The sequence below is a fragment of the Allorhizobium sp. GW101-3B10 genome (genome assembly GCF_059424725.1).
Genome location: NZ_JBWKZR010000001.1, coordinates 1173684 through 1193822 on the forward strand (window position 1 = coordinate 1173684; position 20139 = coordinate 1193822).

At 65.0% G+C, this 20139-nt stretch carries 15 protein-coding genes; all 15 read left to right on the plus strand.

Annotated elements, in window-relative coordinates; genetic code table 11:
• The first annotated feature begins 2 nt into the window (after positions 1 to 2).
• The 15 genes from murG to AC07Y0_RS05625 all read left to right on the plus strand — a co-directional run bounded on the left by murG (position 3) and on the right by AC07Y0_RS05625 (position 20109).
• A complete protein-coding gene (gene murG, locus AC07Y0_RS05555; protein WP_498675299.1) occupies positions 3 to 1124 on the plus strand; it encodes an undecaprenyldiphospho-muramoylpentapeptide beta-N-acetylglucosaminyltransferase in 1122 nt (373 codons plus the stop codon).
• A complete protein-coding gene (gene murC / locus AC07Y0_RS05560) occupies positions 1121 to 2533 on the plus strand; it encodes a UDP-N-acetylmuramate--L-alanine ligase (RefSeq protein WP_498675301.1) in 1413 nt (470 codons plus the stop codon). Before murG ends, murC begins: the two co-directional genes overlap by 4 nt.
• Entirely contained in the window at positions 2534 to 3508 is a 975-nt protein-coding gene (gene murB, locus AC07Y0_RS05565) for a UDP-N-acetylmuramate dehydrogenase (protein WP_498675308.1), read from the plus strand.
• Positions 3509 to 3659: 151 nt separating this feature from the next.
• Positions 3660 to 4514 carry a GGDEF domain-containing protein gene (locus AC07Y0_RS05570; RefSeq protein ID WP_498675312.1) on the plus strand — a complete coding sequence of 285 codons (855 nt, stop codon included), beginning with the start codon at positions 3660 to 3662 and terminating at the stop codon, positions 4512 to 4514.
• 230 nt (positions 4515 to 4744) lie between these two features.
• Positions 4745 to 5671 carry a D-alanine--D-alanine ligase gene (locus tag AC07Y0_RS05575; protein ID WP_498675315.1) on the plus strand — a complete coding sequence of 309 codons (927 nt, stop codon included), beginning with the start codon at positions 4745 to 4747 and terminating at the stop codon, positions 5669 to 5671.
• Positions 5672 to 5691: 20 nt separating this feature from the next.
• Positions 5692 to 6591 carry a cell division protein FtsQ/DivIB gene (locus AC07Y0_RS05580; protein WP_498675319.1) on the plus strand — a complete coding sequence of 300 codons (900 nt, stop codon included), beginning with the start codon at positions 5692 to 5694 and terminating at the stop codon, positions 6589 to 6591.
• Positions 6588 to 7919, plus strand: coding sequence for a cell division protein FtsA (gene ftsA / locus AC07Y0_RS05585; protein WP_498675325.1), 1332 nt, complete (start codon positions 6588 to 6590; stop codon positions 7917 to 7919). Before AC07Y0_RS05580 ends, ftsA begins: the two co-directional genes overlap by 4 nt.
• A 96-nt stretch (positions 7920 to 8015) precedes the next feature.
• Positions 8016 to 9770 (plus strand): cell division protein FtsZ, encoded by a 1755-nt coding sequence (ftsZ, locus tag AC07Y0_RS05590; RefSeq protein ID WP_498675327.1) that lies wholly within the window; start codon positions 8016 to 8018, stop codon positions 9768 to 9770.
• Positions 9771 to 10055: 285 nt separating this feature from the next.
• Complete coding sequence (gene lpxC, locus AC07Y0_RS05595) at positions 10056 to 11012, plus strand: UDP-3-O-acyl-N-acetylglucosamine deacetylase (protein ID WP_498675328.1); 957 nt, start codon at positions 10056 to 10058, stop codon at positions 11010 to 11012.
• A gap of 303 nt (positions 11013 to 11315) precedes the next feature.
• Positions 11316 to 12125 (plus strand): outer membrane protein assembly factor BamD, encoded by an 810-nt coding sequence (locus AC07Y0_RS05600; protein ID WP_498675330.1) that lies wholly within the window; start codon positions 11316 to 11318, stop codon positions 12123 to 12125.
• 32 nt (positions 12126 to 12157) lie between these two features.
• Positions 12158 to 13831: a DNA repair protein RecN gene (recN, locus tag AC07Y0_RS05605; protein WP_498675334.1), complete on the plus strand. Its 1674-nt coding sequence runs from the start codon at positions 12158 to 12160 to the stop codon at positions 13829 to 13831.
• Between the two features lie 64 nt (positions 13832 to 13895).
• Positions 13896 to 15344 (plus strand): phospholipase D-like domain-containing protein, encoded by a 1449-nt coding sequence (locus AC07Y0_RS05610; protein ID WP_498675337.1) that lies wholly within the window; start codon positions 13896 to 13898, stop codon positions 15342 to 15344.
• Between the two features lie 115 nt (positions 15345 to 15459).
• The gene (locus AC07Y0_RS05615) at positions 15460 to 16275 is read left to right on the plus strand and encodes an endonuclease/exonuclease/phosphatase family protein (RefSeq protein WP_498675340.1); all 816 of its coding nucleotides are present in this window, start codon (positions 15460 to 15462) and stop codon (positions 16273 to 16275) included.
• An 84-nt stretch (positions 16276 to 16359) separates the two neighbouring features.
• Entirely contained in the window at positions 16360 to 18525 is a 2166-nt protein-coding gene (gene ligA / locus AC07Y0_RS05620) for an NAD-dependent DNA ligase LigA (RefSeq protein ID WP_498675342.1), read from the plus strand.
• 372 nt (positions 18526 to 18897) lie between these two features.
• Positions 18898 to 20109 (plus strand): glycosyltransferase family 4 protein, encoded by a 1212-nt coding sequence (locus AC07Y0_RS05625; protein WP_498675343.1) that lies wholly within the window; start codon positions 18898 to 18900, stop codon positions 20107 to 20109.
• The last annotated feature ends 30 nt before the right edge of the window (positions 20110 to 20139 follow it).

Below are 20139 nucleotides of genomic sequence, written 5' to 3' on the forward strand. Positions count from 1 at the left end.
TCATGACAAAAGGCATCATCCTGCTCGCCGCCGGCGGTACCGGCGGCCATCTGTTTCCGGCCGAGGCCCTGGGGCACCTGCTCGCCGAGCGCGGCTATTCCGTGCATCTGGTGACCGACAGCCGGGCCGAACGTTATGCCGGCACCTTCCCGGCCGAGGCGATCCACACCGTCGCCTCGGCGACCATCGGCTCGAAGAACCCGGTGGCGGTGGCGCGAGCGCTGCTCTCGCTGTGGAAAGGCTTTCGCCAGGCGAAGCGGTTGATCCGCCAGCTGAAGCCGAAGGCCGTGATCGGCTTTGGCGGCTATCCGACGGTGCCGCCGCTGCTGGCGGCCGCCGGCCTCGGCGTGCCGACGCTGCTGCACGAGCAGAACGCGGTCATGGGGCGCGCCAACAAGGCGCTCGCCACGCGGGTCAAGGCGATCGCCGGCGGCTTCCTTCCCGAGGGCGGGACCTATGCCGGCAAGACGGTGGTCACCGGAAATCCGGTCCGCCCGGCGGTAATTGCCGCTTCGTCCATCCCCTACAGCCCGTCGCAGCCCGGCAGCCCGTTCCGCCTCGTGGTGTTCGGCGGCAGCCAGGGTGCGCAGTTCTTCTCCTCGGCCCTGCCGAACGCCATCAGCCTGCTCGACGCATCCCTGCGGAACCGCCTGACGGTCACGCAGCAGGCGCGGCCGGAGGATGCCGAACGCGTCAAGTCGTGTTACGAAAAGCTCGGCGTTCCGGCCGAGGTTTCGCCCTTCTTCACAGACATGGCCGGACGCATCGCAGCTGCCCATCTGGTGATCTGCCGCTCCGGCGCCTCGACGGTCTCGGAACTGTCGGTGGTCGGGCGCCCGTCGATCCTCGTGCCTTACCCCTATGCGCTCGACCACGACCAGGCGGCCAATGCAGCGGCCCTTGCGGCCTCCGGCGGCGCGAGCGTCATTGCCCAGTCGGAGCTTTCGCCCGAGCGCCTGGCGCAACTGTTGACGAGTGCCATGCAGGAGCCGGAAAGGCTGGCACGGATGGCCGAGGCCGCCAGAACAGCGGGAAAGCCCGACGCAACACGCTTGCTCGCCGACCTTGTTGAGTCTATTGCCGCTGGCAAGGATATCGCTCACGTGAAGGGAGCCAATTCATGAAAATGCCGACCTCCATCGGGCTCGTCCATTTCATCGGCATCGGTGGGATCGGGATGAGCGGCATCGCCGAAGTGCTGCACAATCTCGGCCATCGCGTCCAGGGATCGGACCAGGCCGACGGTGCCAATGTCCAGCGCCTGCGCGCCAAGGGCATCGAGGTCCATGTCGGCCACACGGCCGAAAACCTCGGCGATGCCGAGGTGGTGGTCGTCTCGACCGCGATCAAGAAGGACAATCCGGAACTCGTCGCGGCGCGCGAAAAGCTGCTGCCGATCGTGCGCCGCGCCGAAATGCTGGCCGAGCTGATGCGCTTCCGCAATGCGATCGCCATCGGCGGCACGCACGGCAAGACCACGACGACCTCGATGGTTGCGGCCCTGCTCGATGCCGGCGGGCTCGACCCGACCGTCATCAATGGCGGCATCATCAATGCCTATGGCACCAATGCCCGCATGGGCGAGGGCGAGTGGATGGTGGTCGAGGCCGACGAATCGGACGGCACCTTCCTCAAGCTTCCGGCCGAAGTGGCGATCGTCACCAATATCGACCCCGAGCATCTCGACCATTACGGAACCTTCGACGCCGTGCGCGCTGCCTTCCGCCAGTTCGTCGAGAACGTGCCGTTCTACGGCTTCGGCGTGATGTGCCTCGATCATCCGGAAGTCCAGGCGCTGGTCGGCCGCATCGAGGATCGCAAGGTCATCACCTATGGCGAGAACCCGCAGGCCGACGTGCGCTATTCCAATGTGAGGCTCGAGGGCACGCATTCGATCTTCGACGTCGAGATCCGCCGCCGCCGTACCGGCCGGGTGTTCAATTTCAAGGACCTCCGGCTGCCGATGCCGGGCCGCCATAACGTCGCCAATGCCTGCGCCGCGATCGCGGTCGCCAACCGGCTCGACATTGCGGAAGAGGCGATCCGCAAGGGGCTTTCCTCCTTCGGCGGCGTCAAGCGGCGCTTCACCCTGACCGGAACGTGGAACGGCGTGCAGGTGTTCGACGACTACGGCCACCATCCGGTCGAGATCAAGGCCGTGCTCAAGGCGGCACGCGAGGCTTGTGAGGGCCGCATCATCGCCGTCCACCAGCCGCATCGCTATACCCGCCTGTCGAGCCTGTTCGAGGATTTCGCCAACTGCTTCAACGATGCCGACACGCTGCTTCTCGCCCCGGTCTATGCCGCGGGGGAGGATCCGATCGAGGGCGCCAATGCCGAGGCCCTGGTCGAGCGCATCCGCGCCGGCGGCCATCGCGACGCCCGCTACCTGCCGTCGCCCGATCAGCTGGCACCGATCGTTGCGGGCATTGCACAACCGGGTGATTTCGTGATTCTCTTGGGAGCAGGTAACATCACCCAGTGGGCGGCGTCGCTGCCGCGCGAACTGGAAGCGTTTTCGGGAAAGTCTTGAATGAAACAGGTGGATGGGGAAAAGCTGCTGGCCTCGCTCGGGCCGGGTGTTGAAGAGTTGCGCGGTCGGCTGACGCCGGATGCGCCGATGGATCGCGTGACGTGGTTCCAGGCCGGCGGCCTCGCCGAGCTGATGTTCCAGCCGCACGACCGGGACGACCTCGTCGCCTTTCTCAAGCTTCTGCCGCAGGACGTTCCGCTGACCGTAATTGGCGTCGGCTCGAACCTCCTGGTGCGCGACGGCGGCATTCCGGGCGTCGTCATCCGCCTGTCCGCCAAGGGTTTCGGCCAGGTCGAGCTCGCCGGTGAAAACCGCATCCGGGCGGGCGCGATATGCCCCGACAAGCACATCGCCGCCATGGCGATGGACCACAATATCGGTGGCTTCCACTTCTACTACGGCATTCCGGGCTCGATCGGCGGAGCCTTGCTGATGAATGCCGGCGCCAATGGCGGGGAGACGGCCGAGCGGCTGGTCGAAGTCGAGGCGGTCGACCGCAAGGGCAATGTGCATGTCCTGTCGAAGGCCGAGATGGGCTACAGCTATCGCCACTCCAACGCGCCGGAGGGACTGATCTTCACCAGCGCGCTGTTCGAGGGCTATCCGGAAGAAAAGGCCAAGATCCGCGCCGACATGGACGCGGTTCGCCATCACCGCGAGACGGTGCAACCGGTCAAGGAAAAGACCGGCGGCTCGACCTTCAAGAACCCGGAGGGCCATTCGGCCTGGGAACTGATCGACCAGGCCGGCTGCCGCGGCCTGATGATCGGTGGCGCACAGATGTCGTCGCTGCACTGCAATTTCATGATCAATGTCGGCCATGCCACGGCCTACGATCTCGAATATCTCGGCGAGACCGTGCGCCAGCGTGTCTTCGAGCATTCCGGCATCAAGCTCGAATGGGAAATCAAGCGGATCGGCATCTTCATGCCGGGCCGCGAGGTCAGGCCGTTCCACGGCGTGACGGCGGAGTAACGGGCGGGAGCGGGCAGGGCCGGCTCCCCTTCTCTCCGGTTTGCCGCCCGGGGCGGGAAGATTGATTCCAGATAATTCATCCCTCGCACGCCCGCTCGACGAATTGTTAAGCGGGCGTCTCTATTCTACCTGCGTCTTGGGAGAGTGGGTCATGGGGAATGCGACCAGAAACTGGATCGTGCGGCAATTGACGCTCGGCGAATTCTCCAGCCGCCGCGCAGTGGTCAGGCGTGCGATATGGATGGCGACGAAGATCGCCATGCTGGCCTATGGGCTGAACCTCTGCGCCCATTTCGTCCTCGTCGCTTTCGATCTCTTGCCCTACGATCTCTTTCCGGCCCTGGTGATCGCCACGGTGCTGACGCCGCCGGTGTCCTTCGTCGTCGCGGTGATCGCCTATGCCGTGGTCGGCTTCGCCATCTACGATCTCGGCGTCTCGCGCTCCGAGCTGGAACGGATCAGCCGGATCGACATGCTGTCCGGCCTGCTCAACCGCCGGGCCTTCCACAAGGCATTCGACGACAGTCGTGGCGATGCCTCGCTCGTGCTGTTCGACATCGACCGCTTCAAGGCGGTCAACGACACTTTTGGGCATTCGGCCGGCGATGACGTCATTGCCGCGGTCGCCGAGGTCATCCGGGAAACCTTCGCCGACGGCGAGGTCTGTGCCCGCATCGGCGGCGAGGAATTTGCCGTCCTTTGGTCGAGGGACGGCGCCTCAGCCATTGCTGAGCGCGCCGACATGGTGCGCCAGCGGGTCGCCGCACTTGAGGTGGCGGCCGGTGAAAGAACCGTGCGCATCACGATATCCGGCGGCATTGCCGACCTGGCCGGCGTCCGGGGCTTCAACGAGATCTTCTCCGAGGCCGACCGTGCGCTCTATGTCGCCAAGGCGAGCGGACGCAATCGAATCGTGCGCCATCGGGACATCGACTCGCTGTCGAACGGGGCCATCGCCCTGTCGCCGGTCCTCCATCAGGCGCGTTCCGAGCGTCTTGCCGGCTGAGCGGCCGCGCGCCATTAACCCCAATTTCGTCGTTTGTTTCCAAAGCCTTGTGCTCACTTCATCACGCGCCGGCCGAGCAAATAAATCCGTCGTCCGATGCGGTCGGTTAACGAAAGTAAACACTTCATTAACCTTACTGTTGTCTAACTTGAGCAAAGGACAGGGCCTTTCCTGATGGCGTCATCGCCGCCCGATGTCCGAGAGTTGGTCTGCAATTTGCGGGGGCGTTGATGAGTGGCAAGCATGTAGCCGTCCTGATGGGTGGTCTTTCTTCCGAGCGGCCGGTGTCGCTGTCGTCGGGGAATGCCTGCGCTGCTGCTCTCGAGGGTGAAGGTTACCGCGTCACGCGAATCGACGTCGACCGCAATATCGGCCAGGTACTCGCCGACCTTCGTCCGGATGTGGCCTTCAATGCGCTGCACGGGCCTTTCGGCGAGGACGGCACGATTCAGGGCGTTCTCGAATATCTGCAGATTCCCTACACGCATTCCGGCGTGCTCGCTTCGGCGCTCGCGATGGACAAGGGGCAGGCGAAGATCGTCGCCGGTCATGCCGGCGTCCCGGTCGCCGAAGCCAGGGTGATGTCGCGTTTCGACATCGGCAACGAACATCCGATCGCGCCGCCTTATGTCGTGAAGCCGGTTCGTGAGGGCTCGAGCTTCGGCGTCGTCATCGTGCGCGAGGATGCGTCGCATCCGCCGCAGTCGCTGGGCTCCAGCGAGTGGCGCTATGGCGACCGTGTCATGGTTGAACACTATGTCGCCGGCCGCGAGCTGACTTGCGGCGTCATGGGCGACAAGGCGCTCGGCGTCATCGAGATCGTGCCGCAGGGGCATGGCTTCTATGACTATGATTCCAAATATGTTGCGGGCGGGTCCCGTCACGTACTTCCTGCGGAAATTTCACCGAAAATTTACCAAAAAATACAATCATTGGCCCTCACGGCACATCAGGCGGTCGGGTGTCGCGGAGTGAGTCGCTCGGACTTCCGTTACGACGACCGGTTTTCCGAGGATGGCGAGTTGATCTGGCTGGAAATCAATACCCAGCCCGGTATGACCCCGACCTCGCTGGTGCCGGAAATGGCGGCGCATGCCGGTCTTGGTTTTGGTGAGTTTCTTCGGTGGATGGTGGAGGACGCGTCTTGTTTGCGGTGAACGGCGATAGATCTGCGGATATGGGTGGACGCTACGGCGTAGCCTCCGTTTCTGCTGGCGAGGGGCGTGTCCTGCCCCGGCCGATGCGCCGCGTCGTGCGCTTCGTCGTGAGCCTGTGCTCCGGCCGCATCTCCATCCCGGCCCATACCGGCAAGGTATCGCTCGTCGGCTTCTATTCCGCCGTCGCGCTCTACGGCATCGTTGTCGGCGGTCACGGTCCGGCGGTCGTTCAGGCTGTCACCACCGGTGCCGGCTTTGCCGTCGAGGACGTGCGCGTCTCCGGCAACGAGCACACGTCGGAAATCGATATTCTCCAGCTTCTCGGCCTCGACGGCTCGACCAGCCTGCTCGGTCTCGACATCGCTGCCGCCCGTGCGGCGCTGTCGGACCTGCCCTGGGTCGAATCGGCCGAGGTTCGCAAGATCTATCCGCGCGCCGTCGAAGTGGTCCTGCGCGAGCGTCAGGCCTACGGCATCTGGCAGCACGGCACCGAGCTCTCGCTGATCGAGAAGTCCGGCAGCGTGATCGCTCCGCTGCGCGACAACAAGTTTGCCTCCCTGCCGCTGTTCGTTGGGCGTGATGCCGAAACGGCCGCGGCCGCCGTCGAGGGCGAGTTCGCCAAGTTCCCGGACATTGCCGCGCGGGTGAAGGCCTTCGTGCGCGTCGCCGGCCGCCGCTGGGACATCCATCTCGACAACGGCGTTGTCGTGAAGCTGCCGGAAGACAATATCGGTGCGGCGCTGGCCAAGCTGTCGCGTCTCGACGCTGAACAGCGTCTGCTGGAGCGCGACATCGCCGCCGTCGACTTCCGCCTTCCCGATCGCACCACCATCCAGCTGACGCCGGGTGCGCAGGAGCGCCGGCTGGCTGCTGTCGAAGAGCGGCGCAAGATGTTGAAGAAGGTGGGGCTGAGCATATGAGTCTGTTCGGAAGCTCCCATTTCGGCCTGCCCCGCATGAAGCCGCTGTCGTCCAAGCGGGCGCATGTGGTTTCCGTGCTCGACATCGGCTCGACCAAGGTCGTCTGCATGATCGGCCGCCTGACGCCCCGCAAGGAAAGCTCGGTTCTTCCGGGTCGCACCCACAATGTCGAGATCATCGGCATCGGCCACCAGCGTTCGCGCGGTGTGAAGTGCGGCGTGATCTCCGATCTCGATGCGGTCGAGAGCGTCGTTCGCCTCGCCGTCGATGCGGCCGAGCGCATGGCCGGCCTCACCGTCGAGAGCCTGATCGTCAACGTATCCGCCGGCCGCATCGGTTCCGACGTCTATACCGCGACCATCGATCTCGGCGGACAGGAAGTCGAAGGCAGCGACCTGAAGAAGGTTCTCGTCGCGGCCGGGCAACAGTCCCAGGGCAATGACCGGGCCGTGCTGCATTCGCTGCCGACGGGCTTCTCGCTGGACGGCGAGCGCGGCATCCGCGATCCGCTCGGCATGTACGGCGACGTCCTGGGTGTCGACATGCATGTCGTGACCGCCGAACGGGCCGCGCTGCGCAATCTCGAACTCTGCATCAACCGTGCGCACCTGACCGTCGAGGGCGTGGTCGCCACCCCTTACGCCAGCGGCCTTGCAGCCCTGGTCGACGACGAGGTCGAACTCGGCTGCGCCGCCATCGACATGGGCGGCGGCATGACGACGATCTCGGTCTTCGCCGAAGGCAAGCTTATTCACACCGACGCCATCAGCATCGGCGGTCATCATGTGACAACCGACCTGGCACGCGGCCTGTCGACCCGCATCGAGGATGCCGAGCGTCTGAAGGTGGTCCATGGTTCGGCTCTCGCCAACGGTGCGGACGAGCGCGACGTGGTTTCCGTGCCGCCGATCGGCGAGGACGACCGCGACCAGCCGCTGCAGGTGCCCAAGGCATTGCTGACGCGCATTATTCGCGCCCGCATCGAAGAGACTCTTGAACTGTTGCGCGATCGGATTCAGAAGTCGGGCTTCTCGCCCGTCGTCGGCAAGCGAGTCGTCCTCACGGGCGGCGCCAGCCAGCTGACCGGTATGCCCGAGGCGGCTCGCCGCATTCTGGCCCGCAACGTGCGAATCGGGCGCCCGATGGGTGTCGCCGGCCTCCCGGCCGCGGCCAAGGGTCCCGCTTTTTCGACCGCAGTCGGATTGATGATTTATCCGCAGGTCGCCGATCAGGAAACCCATGCCGGGCAGGGCGGTCTGTTCTCCCCCTTCGGCAACGGAAACAGCCGGATAGCCCGCATGGGCCAATGGCTGAAGGAAAGTTTTTGAGTTCAGTCCAGGTCGGTCTCGCGGGACCGGTCGGGGCGAAAAGTTGAAATGAATGGCCGGCGTGGCGCTGCGGCCGGAGAAAGAAGGAAGTCTGAAATGACCATCAAGCTGCAAAAGCCAGATATCACCGAGCTGAAGCCTCGGATCACCGTGTTCGGCGTCGGCGGCGGCGGCGGCAACGCTGTCAACAACATGATCACCGCCGGTCTCCAGGGCGTCGACTTCGTCGTCGCCAACACGGATGCCCAGGCGCTGACCATGACCAAGGCCGAGCGAATCATCCAGCTCGGCGTCAGCGTCACCGAAGGCCTCGGCGCCGGCTCGCAGCCGGAAGTCGGCCGTGCCGCCGCTGAAGAGTGCATCGACGAGATCATCGATCACCTGAACGGCACCCACATGTGCTTCGTCACCGCCGGCATGGGCGGCGGCACCGGCACCGGTGCGGCACCCGTCGTTGCCCAGGCCGCCCGCAACAAGGGCATCCTGACCGTCGGCGTCGTCACCAAGCCGTTCCACTTCGAAGGTCAGCGCCGCATGCGGCTCGCCGAGGCCGGCATAGAGGAACTGCAGAAGTCGGTCGACACGCTGATCGTCATCCCGAACCAGAACCTGTTCCGCATCGCCAATGACAAGACGACCTTCGCGGACGCATTCGCCATGGCCGACCAGGTTCTCTACTCGGGCGTCGCCTGCATCACCGACCTGATGGTCAAGGAAGGCCTCATCAACCTCGACTTCGCGGACGTTCGCTCCGTGATGCGCGAGATGGGCCGTGCGATGATGGGTACCGGCGAGGCTTCGGGCCAGGGCCGTGCGATGCAGGCTGCCGAAGCCGCCATTGCCAACCCGCTGCTCGACGAAACCTCGATGAAGGGCGCACAGGGCCTGCTGATCTCGATCACCGGCGGTCGCGACATGACCCTGTTCGAAGTCGACGAGGCTGCGACCCGCATCCGCGAAGAAGTCGATCCGGACGCCAACATCATCCTCGGCGCGACCTTCGACGAAGCGCTCGAAGGCCTGATCCGCGTGTCCGTCGTTGCCACCGGCATCGATCGTGCGGCCAATGCCATGGCCGGCCGCGACGCCGCTCCGGTCGCAAAGCCCCTTATCCGTCCTTCGGCGGCCGTTGCTTCTGCTCCGGCCGCAGTTCAGCCTGCAATGGCGCAGGCACCCAAGACCATCGACCCGGTGGCAGAAACGATCCGTTCGGCTGAAGCTGAAATGGAACGCGAACTGGAAATCGCCATCGCGCGTCAGGCTGCCATGGCACCGCAGCCGGCCGCCGAACCGGAATTCCGCCCGCAGAGCCGGCTGTTCGCCACGCCTGCTGCCGCCGAAGCACAGCCCGCAGCGCGTATGCCGGCCGAGCCGGTTGCCGCTTCTGCTCCGGTCATGAGCCGTCCGGCTCCGGCCATGCAAGCCGCCCCGGACATGCAGGCTCCGGCGCCGGTTCGCCACGAGCCGGTTGCCCCGGCAGTCCGCCAGACCGTCGATCAGGTCCGCATGCCCAAGGTGGAAGATTTCCCGCCGGTGCTGCGTGCCGAAATCGATCACCGCGCCCACACGGCGGCTCCGGCCGCCCAGGACGAACGCGGTCCGATGGGTCTCCTGAAGCGGATCACCAACTCGCTTGGCCGCCATCAGGAGGAAGAACCCGCCGTCGACATGACCGCCTCTGCGCCGGCCACGGCCGCACCGCAGCGTCGCGCTCTTTCGCCGGAAGCCAGCCTCTATGCGCCGCGTCGCGGCCAGCTTGACGACCAGGGTCGCGCCACGCCCCCGTCGCGTTCGAGCCACGAGGACGACCAGCTGGAAATCCCGGCCTTCCTTCGCCGCCAATCCAACTGATCGAGCGCTTTCAGTGATCAAGGGCCCGGGTCTCACGACCCGGGCCCTTTGTGTTTTACAAGCCTCCGCCGGTTGGCGGTTTTCCTTTTGTTTTCAATTGTATGGTTTCGTTACAATGCGAAAGAAACAGTGATTTGGCACGACGCGGCCCTGTCCGTATGTATGGGGTCGGAAATGGGCATGGACGGCAGCGGCCGCTGATTCCCCGATCCGAAAATGACAAGAGCAGCCGCAACATCCGTGCCTGAGGGCAGGGGCAGGTTGCACCGCTAAAGGCAGTTTTTCATGGCAATCGCATTGCTGGGCTTCCAGACCACCATCGCAGCTCCCCTCAGCCTGACGGGTATCGGCGTCCATTCCGGGCGCACGGTGACCCTCAACATGCTGCCGGCCGAGGCCGGCGCGGGCATCGTGTTCGTGCGCACCTATGACGATGGCAGTTCTGCCGAGTTCAAGGCGGTTTCCTCGCAGGTCGGCAATACCGATCTCTGCACCGTGCTCGGCTTCTCCCCGGCCCGGTCGATCGCCACCATCGAGCATGTCATGGCGGCCATCTATGCGCTCGGCCTCGACAATCTGGTGATCGAGGTCGACGGCGCCGAGATGCCGATCATGGACGGCAGCTCGGAAGTGTTCATCGATGCGATCGAGCAGGTCGGCATCGTCAATCTCGGCGTCAAGCGCCGCTATATCCGCGTGACCAAGCCGGTCCGCATCGAAGCCGGCGCCTCCTGGGCCGAATTCCGTCCCTATGACGGCACGCGCTTCGAGGTCGAGATCGATTTCGAAAGCCCGCTGATCGGCCGGCAGAAATGGGCCGGCGACCTGACGGCTGCGACCTTCAAGAACGAGCTGTCTCGGGCCCGCACCTTCGGTTTCATGCGCGATGTGGAGCGCCTGTGGGCCGCCGGCTTCGCGCTCGGTTCCTCGCTCGAGAATTCCGTCGTCATCTCCGACGACAATACGGTCATCAACGTCGAGGGCCTGCGTTACGAGAAGGACGAATTCGTCCGCCACAAGACGCTCGATGCCGTCGGCGACCTGGCGCTTGCCGGGGCGCAGTTCATCGGCTGCTACCGGTCCTATCGCGGCGGCCACAAGCTGAACGCCAATGCGCTGAAGGCGCTCCTGGACAACCGGGATGCCTACGAGGTCGTCGAGGCGCCGGCGCGCAGCCTCCAGGCGCGGGCGCGCGAATTCGTCGCGGTCAACGTGCCGGAATTCGCTCCCTGGTCCGCCTGACCTTCAAATTACCTCCAGACTCGGGCCGAGGCATCCTATCCTCGGCCCTTTTTTATGCCGGGACGGAAAATTCCGCGTTTCGGCGACGCCGGGCGTCCGCGGCCATTTCTGCGCTTTCGTTTCGTCCCGCCACAAAAATGCGTTAAATCGCCATCATTGCGTTGCTCTCATACTGCTTTTATGGCTAGAAACGCGTGTTGAAAGCGACTGTTTTCTAGCGGCGCTGCAATCGGGAACTGTCGAATGAGTCATGTAGGGTCGGTCGTTGTGAATAAAGCCGCGCGTATTGCCAGTATATGTGTGATGATGACGGTATCCGGCGCGCTGCTGACGGCATGCCAGTCCGACCCGGACATCGACATCACCAAGCTCGGCGTCGAAACCGACCCGCCGGAAACGCTCTACAATCAGGGCCTGGCGAACATCAAGGCCGGCAACATCGTCGAGGCGTCGCGCAAGTTCGACGCCATCGACGCGCAGCATCCCTTCTCAGAATGGTCGCAGAAGGCGCTGGTGATGAGCACGTTCACCAAGTATCGCCTGGGGCGCTACACGGAGGCCCTCTCCACCGGCAACCGTTATCTCAACCTTTATCCGCGTTCCGACGATTCCGCCTATGTGCAGTATCTCGTCGGCCTGTCGCACTGGAAGCAGATCTCCAACGTCACGCAGGACCAGAAGAGCTCGCTGCAGACGATCGACGCCATGCAGAAGGTGGTCGACAACTATCCGGACTCCGAATACGTCGACGACGCCCAGGCCAAGATCCGTTTCGCCCGCGACCAGCTCGCCGGCAAGGAAATGCAGATCGGGCGCTACTATCTGGAACGCAAGGAATATCTCGCGTCCATTTCGCGCTTCCGCGTCGTGGTCGAGAAATATCCGAACACCAACCAGATCGAGGAAGCGCTGGCGCGCCTGGTCGAGGCCTATTTCGCCATGGGCGTGGTGCAGGAAGCCCAGACGGCTGCCGCCGTGCTCGGCCACAACTATCCCGACAGCCAGTGGTATGCCGATTCCTACAAGCTCCTGAAGTCGGGCGGTCTCGAGCCCCGCGAGAATTCCGGTTCGTGGATCGCAAGGGCCGGCAAGAAGATTCTTGTCGGGAGCTGACCCTTCTTTCCTAGACGCGAGATGAGTTTGCCATGCTGGTCCAGCTGTCGATCCGCGATATCGTTCTGATCGAGCGGCTGGATCTTGCCTTCGAAGCCGGGCTCTCCGTCCTGACGGGCGAAACCGGCGCCGGCAAGTCCATCCTTCTCGACAGCCTGTCGCTGGCGCTCGGCGGGCGCGGCGACGGATCGCTCGTGCGCCATGGCGAGGACAAGGGGCAGGTGACTGCGGTCTTCGACGTTGCGATGGGCCATCCGGCCCGCACCCTCCTGCGCGGCAACGGCGTCGACGATGACGGCGACCTGATCTTCCGCCGCGTCCAGTCGACCGACGGCCGCACCCGCGCCTATATCAACGACCAGCCCGTATCCGTGCAGCTGATGCGCCAGGCGGGCCAGCTTCTGGTCGAGATCCACGGCCAGCACGACGACCGCGCGCTCGTCGACACCGATGCCCACCGCATGTTGCTCGATGCATTCGCAGGCCTCTCCGACGAGGCGGTCAGCCTCGGCGAGAGCTATCGCCGCTGGCGCGATGCCGACCGGGTGCTGAAAGCCCATCGGGCCCGCGTCGAGGCGGCGGCCCGCGAGGCGGATTATCTTCGCGCTTCGGTCGAGGAGCTGGAAAAGCTCTCCCCGCGCGACGGCGAGGAGGACGAACTCGCCGACCGCCGCGCCGCGATGCAGAAGTCGGAGCGCATCGCCGGTGACATCGCCGAGGCTTCGGAGTTTCTCAACGGCCATGCCTCGCCGGTGCCGCTGATCGCTTCGCTGGTCCGCCGGCTGGAGCGCAAGAGCCACGAGGCGCCGGGCCTTCTCGAGGATACCGTGCAGCTGCTCGATTCGGCGCTCGACAATCTCTCCAATGCGCAGATGGAGGTCGAGGCAGCACTTCGGCGCACCGAATTCGATCCGAACGAACTGGAACGGGTCGAAGAGCGTCTGTTTGCCCTGCGCGCCGCGGGCCGCAAATATTCCGTGCCGGTGACCGGTCTTCCGGCGCTCGCCGAAAAGATGATCGCCGATCTCGCCGAGCTGGATGCCGGCGAGGAGAAGCTCGGCGCGCTGGAGACCGGCGTGATCGAGGCGAAGGCGCATTACGATCACCTGGCCGGGGTCCTTTCGGCGAAGCGCCGCAATGCCGCCTCTGCGCTCTCCGAGGCGGTGATGGCCGAGCTTCCGGCCCTGAAGCTGGAACGCGCGCGCTTCATGGTCGAGGTGGCGAGCGATCCGGAGGCTGCGACCGCCGAGGGCATCGACACCGTGGAATTCCACGTCCAGACCAATCCCGGCACGCGTCCGGGGCCGATCATGAAGGTCGCATCCGGCGGCGAGCTGTCGCGCTTCCTTTTGGCGCTCAAGGTGGCGCTCGCCGATCGCGGTTCGGCGCCCACCCTGGTCTTCGACGAAATCGACACGGGCGTCGGCGGCGCGGTCGCCGATGCGATCGGCCAGCGCCTCAAGCGGCTCTCCGCCAAGGTGCAGGTGCTGTCCGTCACCCATGCGCCGCAGGTCGCCGCCCGTGCCGCCACGCATCTCCTGATCTCCAAGGGGCCGACGGGCGAGGGCGGCGAGAAGATCGCCACCCGGGTTGCGACCATGGAGCCGGAACACCGACGCGAGGAGATCGCCCGCATGCTTGCCGGCGCCTCGGTCACCGACGAGGCGAGAGCCGCCGCGGCGCGGCTTCTGGCCGGAGAAAACTGAGCGCCGGCGGACCTTTGGTGCGGCGATTGCATTCAAGGCCGAAACCTGTTTCCCTCGGTGCACGATGTTCGAAGTCCTGTCTGCCTATTGGCCGCATATCCTTGCCGTCCTGTCGATTGCCATGGGAACGGCCGCCGCGATCCATGCGACCATGACCAAGCGCGAGGTCCGCTCGGCGATCGGCTGGGTTGGCGTCATCGTGCTGTCGCCGCTGCTCGGCGCGCTGATCTATGCCGTGGTCGGGGTCAACCGCATCCGTCGCAAGTCGCTGATTTCCCGCCGCGCGCTGCATCTCGACGAGCTGTGGCGCACGCTGTCGCACTACCGCGTGTCGCGCGAGGCGGTGGAGTCGCGCTTCGGCAGCCGCATGGCCGGGTTGAAGACGCTCGGCGACCGGGTCTCCAAGCACGCGCTCTCCTCCGGCAACCGGATCGACATGCTGTCGTCAGGCGGCGAGACCTATGCCGCCTTCTGCGAGGCGATCGCCGCCGCCGAGCGCAGCATCATCCTCGAAACCTACATCTTCGACCGCGACGCCGCGGGGATTCGGGTGGCCGACCGGCTGATCGCCGCCCACAGGCGCGGCGTGACGGTCCGCGTGCTGATCGACGCGGTCGGCGCCCGCTACAGCGTGCCGAGCATCATCGGCTATCTGACCGATGCAGGGGTGGCGGTCGCCACGTTCAACGGCAAGGTCATCATGGGGCTGCGGTTGCCCTATGCCAATCTGCGCACCCACCGCAAGATCCTGGTGGCCGACGGGGCCGTGGCCTTTCTCGGCGGCATGAACATCCGCGCCGGCTTCGAGGGCGACGAGGCGGCCCGCGACACGCATTTCCGGCTGACCGGACCGGCGGTCGCCGACATCTTCGCCGTGGCGGCCGAGGACTGGCATTTCGAGACGGGAGAGATTCTCACCGGGGCGGACTGGGGCGTCGCGCCGTTCGCCGCCGAGCCCGGCGCGCCGAGCTTCGTGCGCAGCGTCGTCTCCGGCCCCGACACCAATCTCGAAACCAACCAGAAGATCATGATGGGCGCCTTTTCCGTCGCGGAGAGGTCGATCCGCATCATGTCGCCCTATTTCCTGCCCGACAACATCCTGCTCGGTGCACTCGCGACGGCGGCGCGCCGCGGGGTGACCGTCGATATCGTCATCCCGGCGCAAAACAATCTTGCCATCGTCAGCCATGCCATGGCCGCCCAGTTCGACCAGATCCTCAAGGACGGTAGCCGGATCTTCCGCGCCCAGGGCCTGTTCGACCATTCGAAGCTGATGACGGTCGACGGACAATGGGCCTTTGTCGGCTCGTCCAATCTCGATTCGCGCTCGCTCAGGCTCAATTTCGAGATCGACATCGAAGTCTTCGATCCGGATTTCGCTGCGACGATAGATGCGCGCATCGACGCCTCGCTGGAGGGGGCCGAGCCCGTCACGCAGGAGGAACTGCGCCGGCGCCCGTTCGTTTACCGTCTGTTCGACCGTTTCCTTTGGCTCGGTTCGCCCTATCTGTGATGGAGATCTGTCTTGTTGAAATCCTGTCGTCATTGCGCAACGGGCGTGGTTTCTCCCATTTCGCGCCCTATGCTTGGGGCTGGGCTGGCAATGCTGCAGTGTGCATGGAAGTGAAATGACGAAGACCAACCACAATCTGGCTTCCGCAGTCATCGCCTCGATCAAGAACCGGTCCAATCGCATCCATAATCCGCTGACGCGGGAGGAGCGCGACGGCTGCATGCTGGTCGCGTCCTACAATGTCCACAAATGTGTCGGCACCGACGGCCGCTTCGACCCGGAACGCATCATCGAGGTCATCCGCGAAATGAACCCGGACGTGATCGCCCTGCAGGAGGCCGACCAGCGCTTCGGCGAGCGGTCGGGCCTGCTCGACCTGCCGCGCCTTCGGCTGGAGACCGGGCTGATGCCGGTGCCGGTGCTGCACAAGCCGAAATCGCATGGCTGGCGCGGCAATGTGCTGCTGTTCAAGGAGGGCGTGGTGCGCGACGTGCACCAGGTGGCGCTTCCGGGGCTCGAGCCGCGCGGCGCGCTGGTCGCCGAAATCGACCTCGAATCGCGCGAGGGACTGCGAATCATCGCCGCCCATCTCGGCCTCCTGCGCTGGGCCCGCCGCCAGCAGGCCGATACCATCCTCGACATCATCGGCCGGCGCGAAGACCGACCGACCCTTTTGATGGGTGATTTCAACGAATGGCGCCTCGGCCCCGGATCGGCGCTCACCCGCCTCGAATCGGTCTTCGGCCCGCTGCCGACCCCGATCCCCAGCTATCCGGCCCGCATGCCGGTGCTCTCGCTCGACCGGATCATGGCCAACCGCACCGACCTGATCGCCGAGATGGCGGTGCATGACACGCCGCTTGCCCGCAAGGCCTCCGATCACCTGCCGCTCCTGGCGCGGATCGATCTTTGCGCCGGCAGTCTGGGCTGAGCCATCCGTTCGCAGGCACTGCGTGAGGTTTTTCATCCGGTGAATTTCGGCTAAGACCGTCGAGTCGAATTCGGAGCAGGGGCTATGGCAGAGCATATGATTGCAGTCGAGGATCTGAGCGAGGAGCAGGCGAGGGCCGAGCTTGCCCGGCTGGCGGAAGAGATCGCCCGCCATGACGCGCTCTATCACGCCAAGGACCGACCGGAGATCTCGGATGCCGACTACGACGCGCTGAAACGGCGCAACGACGCCATCGAGGCCCGGTTCCCGGCGCTTGTCCGCCCCGACAGCCCGTCGAGACGCGTCGGCGCCGCGCCATCGGTGACCTTCGCCCCGGTCGTCCATGCGCGGCCGATGCTGTCGCTCGACAATACCTTCTCCGACGAGGACGTCGCCGATTTCGTCGCCTCGGTCTATCGCTTCCTCGGTCGCCTGCCGGACGATTCGATCGCCTTTACCGTCGAGCCGAAGATCGACGGGCTGTCCATGTCGATCCGCTACGAGAACGGCCGGCTCGTCACGGCCGCGACCCGTGGCGACGGCACGACCGGCGAAAACGTCACCGCCAATATCCTGACCATCCAGGAGATCCCGCGGCAGCTGCCGGCCGGTGCGCCGGCCGTGGTCGAGGTGCGCGGCGAGGTCTATATGGCGAAAAGCGCTTTCCTGGCGCTGAACGCGCAGATGGAGGCCGAAGGCAAACCCTCTTACGTCAATCCCCGCAACACCGCGTCCGGCTCGCTGCGCCAGCTCGACCCGAAGGTGACGGCCAGCCGCAAGCTGAAATTCTTCGCCTATGCCTGGGGCGAGATGTCCGAGATGCCGGCCGACACGCAGATGGGCATGGTGGAAAGATTCCGCGAATGGGGTTTCCCGGTCAACCCGCTGATGAAGCGGCTCACCTCGACGGCCGAGGTGCTCGACCACTATCGCCAGATCGGTCTGATGCGCGCCGATCTCGACTACGATATCGACGGCGTCGTCTACAAGGTCGACCGGCTCGACCTGCAGGAACGCCTCGGCTTCCGCTCGCGCAGCCCGCGCTGGGCGACCGCCCACAAGTTCCCGGCCGAGCAGGCCTTCACCACCGTCGAGGCGATCGACATCCAGGTCGGCCGCACCGGCGCGCTCACCCCCGTGGCGCGGCTGGAGCCGATCACGGTCGGCGGCGTGGTGGTGACCAATGCGACGCTGCACAATGCCGATTACATCCAGGGAATCGGCAATTCCGGCGAGCGCATCCGGCCGGAGGATCACGACATTAGGGTCGGCGACACGGTCATCGTCCAGCGGGCCGGCGACGTCATCCCGCAGGTGCTCGACGTGGTGCTGGAAAAGCGCCCGGCGGATGCCGTTCCTTACCCGTTTCCCACCAGGTGCCCGGTCTGCGGCAGCCATGCGGTGCGGGAGATGAACGAGAAGACCGGCAAGCTCGATTCGGTCACGCGCTGCACCGGCGGCTTCGTCTGCTCGGCGCAGGCAAAGGAACACATCAAGCATTTCGTCTCGCGCAATGCCTTCGACATCGAGGGGCTCGGCACCAAGCAGGTCGACTTCTTCTTCGAGGCCGCGGATCCGGCGATCCAGATCCGCACCGCGCCCGACATCTTCACGCTGAAGCGCCGGCAGGAGGCCTCGCCGCTGGTCAAGCTCGAGAATATCGAGGGTTTCGGCCGCGTCAGCGTGCGCAAGCTGTTCGACGCCATCGACGCACGCCGCGAGATCGCCCTGCACAGGCTGATCTTCGCGCTCGGCATTCGCCATGTCGGCGAGACCACCGCCAAGCTGCTGGCGCGCTCCTATGGCTCCTATGCGGCCTTTGCCGAGGCGATGAAGGCGGCTGCGCCGATGTTCGGCGACGCCTGGAACGAGCTCAACGCCATCGACGGCATCGGCGAGGTGGTCGCCGCCTCGATCGTCGAGTTCTTCAAGGAGCCGCGCAATCTCGAAGTGGTGGACCGGCTGCTCCAGGAAGTAACGCCGATCGACGCCGAGGCGCCGGTCGTGAGCGGCAGCCCGGTCGCCGGCAAGACCGTGGTCTTCACCGGCGCTCTGGAAAAGTTCACCCGCGACGAGGCGAAGGCAAAGGCCGAGAGCCTGGGTGCCAAGGTGTCCGGGTCGGTGTCGAGAAAGACAGATCTGGTAATCGCAGGTCCGGGGGCTGGATCGAAACTGGCGGATGCTCAAAAGTATGACGTCAAGGTCATGACCGAAGAGGAGTGGCTGGAGTTGGTTGGCGGTCCCGGCTAGAGATCTCTGACAAGCAAGCGCGACGACAAACCAAAGTTGCAGACGCAACGACTATAGATATTTGAACCAATGCGGTTCGGAGACTATGGCAATCGGATGCCCCGCGCCCCAAGCTCGGCAAGACCCGCGGGCCTGGCGTGACCGTCATGGACGCGGACGAATGGCCGGCGCTGGCCGCCGGTTGAAACGGCGCGGGCCGCCGGGACTCAAGGCTGTCGAACTGACCGGAAGTTCGTACCCGATAGTGCAAAAGGATAGGTTGAACTACCCCGCCAAATGGCGGTCAATCGAGGATGCAAACGGGGGGCGTCGGCGGGCCTGAGAGGCGGCGCATGGTCCTGTCGTTTGGTTCTCTTCGGCGGACTGCGGGGCATGCGGCTTCTGGTGATCAACGACGTGTCTGTGGTCTTGGGCGGCGCCACCAAGGTGGCGATGCAATGCATCGATGCCGCAACCGAGGCGGACATCGATTGCACGGTGCTGGTGGGCGACGACGGGGAGGCCGTGCGGCGCAGTTTTCCGAAGGCGAAGGTCGTGGCGCTCGGCGAAAGACCGCTGCGCGATGGCGTCCACGCCCGCGACGTGATCGACCGCAACTACAATCGCGCCGCCTATGCGGCGCTCGACCGGCTGCTCGCTGCCAGCGACGAGGAGACGGTGGTGCATGTGCATGGCTGGTCGCAGATCCTGTCTCCGTCGATCTTCCATGCGCTGTCCCGCCACAGGGTCCGGGTCATCGTGACGGCCCATGATTTCTTCCTCAGTTGCCCGAACGGCGGCTATCTCAATTTCCGCAGCGGCGAGGTCTGCCTGCAGAGGCCGCTCTCCCTCGGCTGCCTTGCCAGCGACTGCGACAAGCGCAATTACCTGCACAAGCTCTGGCGCGTCACCCGGATGCTCACCCAGCTGGGGGCAGGTGCGGATTTCTGGGACCGGGTCGAGGTCATCCTCGCGCATGAAAGCATGGAGCCTTATCTGAACGGTGGAGCGATCCGGCAATTCCGGACGTTGCGCACACCGTGCAAGCCGCTGACGGCCGTGCCGGCCAAGTCCTGGCAGAACGACCGCATGCTCTACCTCGGGCGCATGACCTGGGAGAAGGGGGTGCGGACGCTGGCCGAAGCTCTCAACAAGACGGGCCGCTCGGCGACGCTGATCGGCCGCGGGCCGCTGCTCGAGGAGATTCAGGCGGCGCTGCCCCATTGTTATGTGCCAGGCTGGCTCGACGACAGCGAGGTCGGCAGGCTGGCAGCCGATTCGCGCTTCTTCGTCATGCCGTCGCGTATGCCCGAGCCCTATGGCCTGGTGGCGGCGGAAGCGGTGATGAGCGGCATTCCGGTGATCGTTTCAAGCAACGCGCTGATCGCCGAGGAGGTGGTGCGCAACGACGCGGGGCTCGTCTTCGAGAGCGGCAATGCGGATTCGCTCGCCGAGACGATTGCCCTGATGGACAACGACGTGCTCGTCCGGCACCTCAGCGAAGGCGCCTATGAATACGGCAAGCGCATCGCGCCCTCCGACGACGAATGGCGACGGCGCATCCTCGACATCTACAGGGGGAATTCCAGCCTGCCCGTACATTGACGACAAGGCCCGTGAGGGGAGAGGGGGATA

Bases quoted from the DNA above. Each gene is read 5' to 3' on its own strand.
- murG (WP_498675299.1), top strand. From the start codon at position 3: ATGACAAAAGGCATCATCCTGCTCGCCGCCGGCGGTACCGGCGGCCAT.
- murC (WP_498675301.1), top strand. From the start codon at position 1,121: ATGAAAATGCCGACCTCCATCGGGCTCGTCCATTTCATCGGCATCGGT.
- murB (WP_498675308.1), top strand. From the start codon at position 2,534: ATGAAACAGGTGGATGGGGAAAAGCTGCTGGCCTCGCTCGGGCCGGGT.
- AC07Y0_RS05570 (WP_498675312.1), top strand. From the start codon at position 3,660: ATGGGGAATGCGACCAGAAACTGGATCGTGCGGCAATTGACGCTCGGC.
- AC07Y0_RS05575 (WP_498675315.1), top strand. From the start codon at position 4,745: ATGAGTGGCAAGCATGTAGCCGTCCTGATGGGTGGTCTTTCTTCCGAG.
- AC07Y0_RS05580 (WP_498675319.1), top strand. From the start codon at position 5,692: ATGGGTGGACGCTACGGCGTAGCCTCCGTTTCTGCTGGCGAGGGGCGT.
- ftsA (WP_498675325.1), top strand. From the start codon at position 6,588: ATGAGTCTGTTCGGAAGCTCCCATTTCGGCCTGCCCCGCATGAAGCCG.
- ftsZ (WP_498675327.1), top strand. From the start codon at position 8,016: ATGACCATCAAGCTGCAAAAGCCAGATATCACCGAGCTGAAGCCTCGG.
- lpxC (WP_498675328.1), top strand. From the start codon at position 10,056: ATGGCAATCGCATTGCTGGGCTTCCAGACCACCATCGCAGCTCCCCTC.
- AC07Y0_RS05600 (WP_498675330.1), top strand. From the start codon at position 11,316: ATGATGACGGTATCCGGCGCGCTGCTGACGGCATGCCAGTCCGACCCG.
- recN (WP_498675334.1), top strand. From the start codon at position 12,158: ATGCTGGTCCAGCTGTCGATCCGCGATATCGTTCTGATCGAGCGGCTG.
- AC07Y0_RS05610 (WP_498675337.1), top strand. From the start codon at position 13,896: ATGTTCGAAGTCCTGTCTGCCTATTGGCCGCATATCCTTGCCGTCCTG.
- AC07Y0_RS05615 (WP_498675340.1), top strand. From the start codon at position 15,460: ATGACGAAGACCAACCACAATCTGGCTTCCGCAGTCATCGCCTCGATC.
- ligA (WP_498675342.1), top strand. From the start codon at position 16,360: ATGGCAGAGCATATGATTGCAGTCGAGGATCTGAGCGAGGAGCAGGCG.
- AC07Y0_RS05625 (WP_498675343.1), top strand. From the start codon at position 18,898: ATGCGGCTTCTGGTGATCAACGACGTGTCTGTGGTCTTGGGCGGCGCC.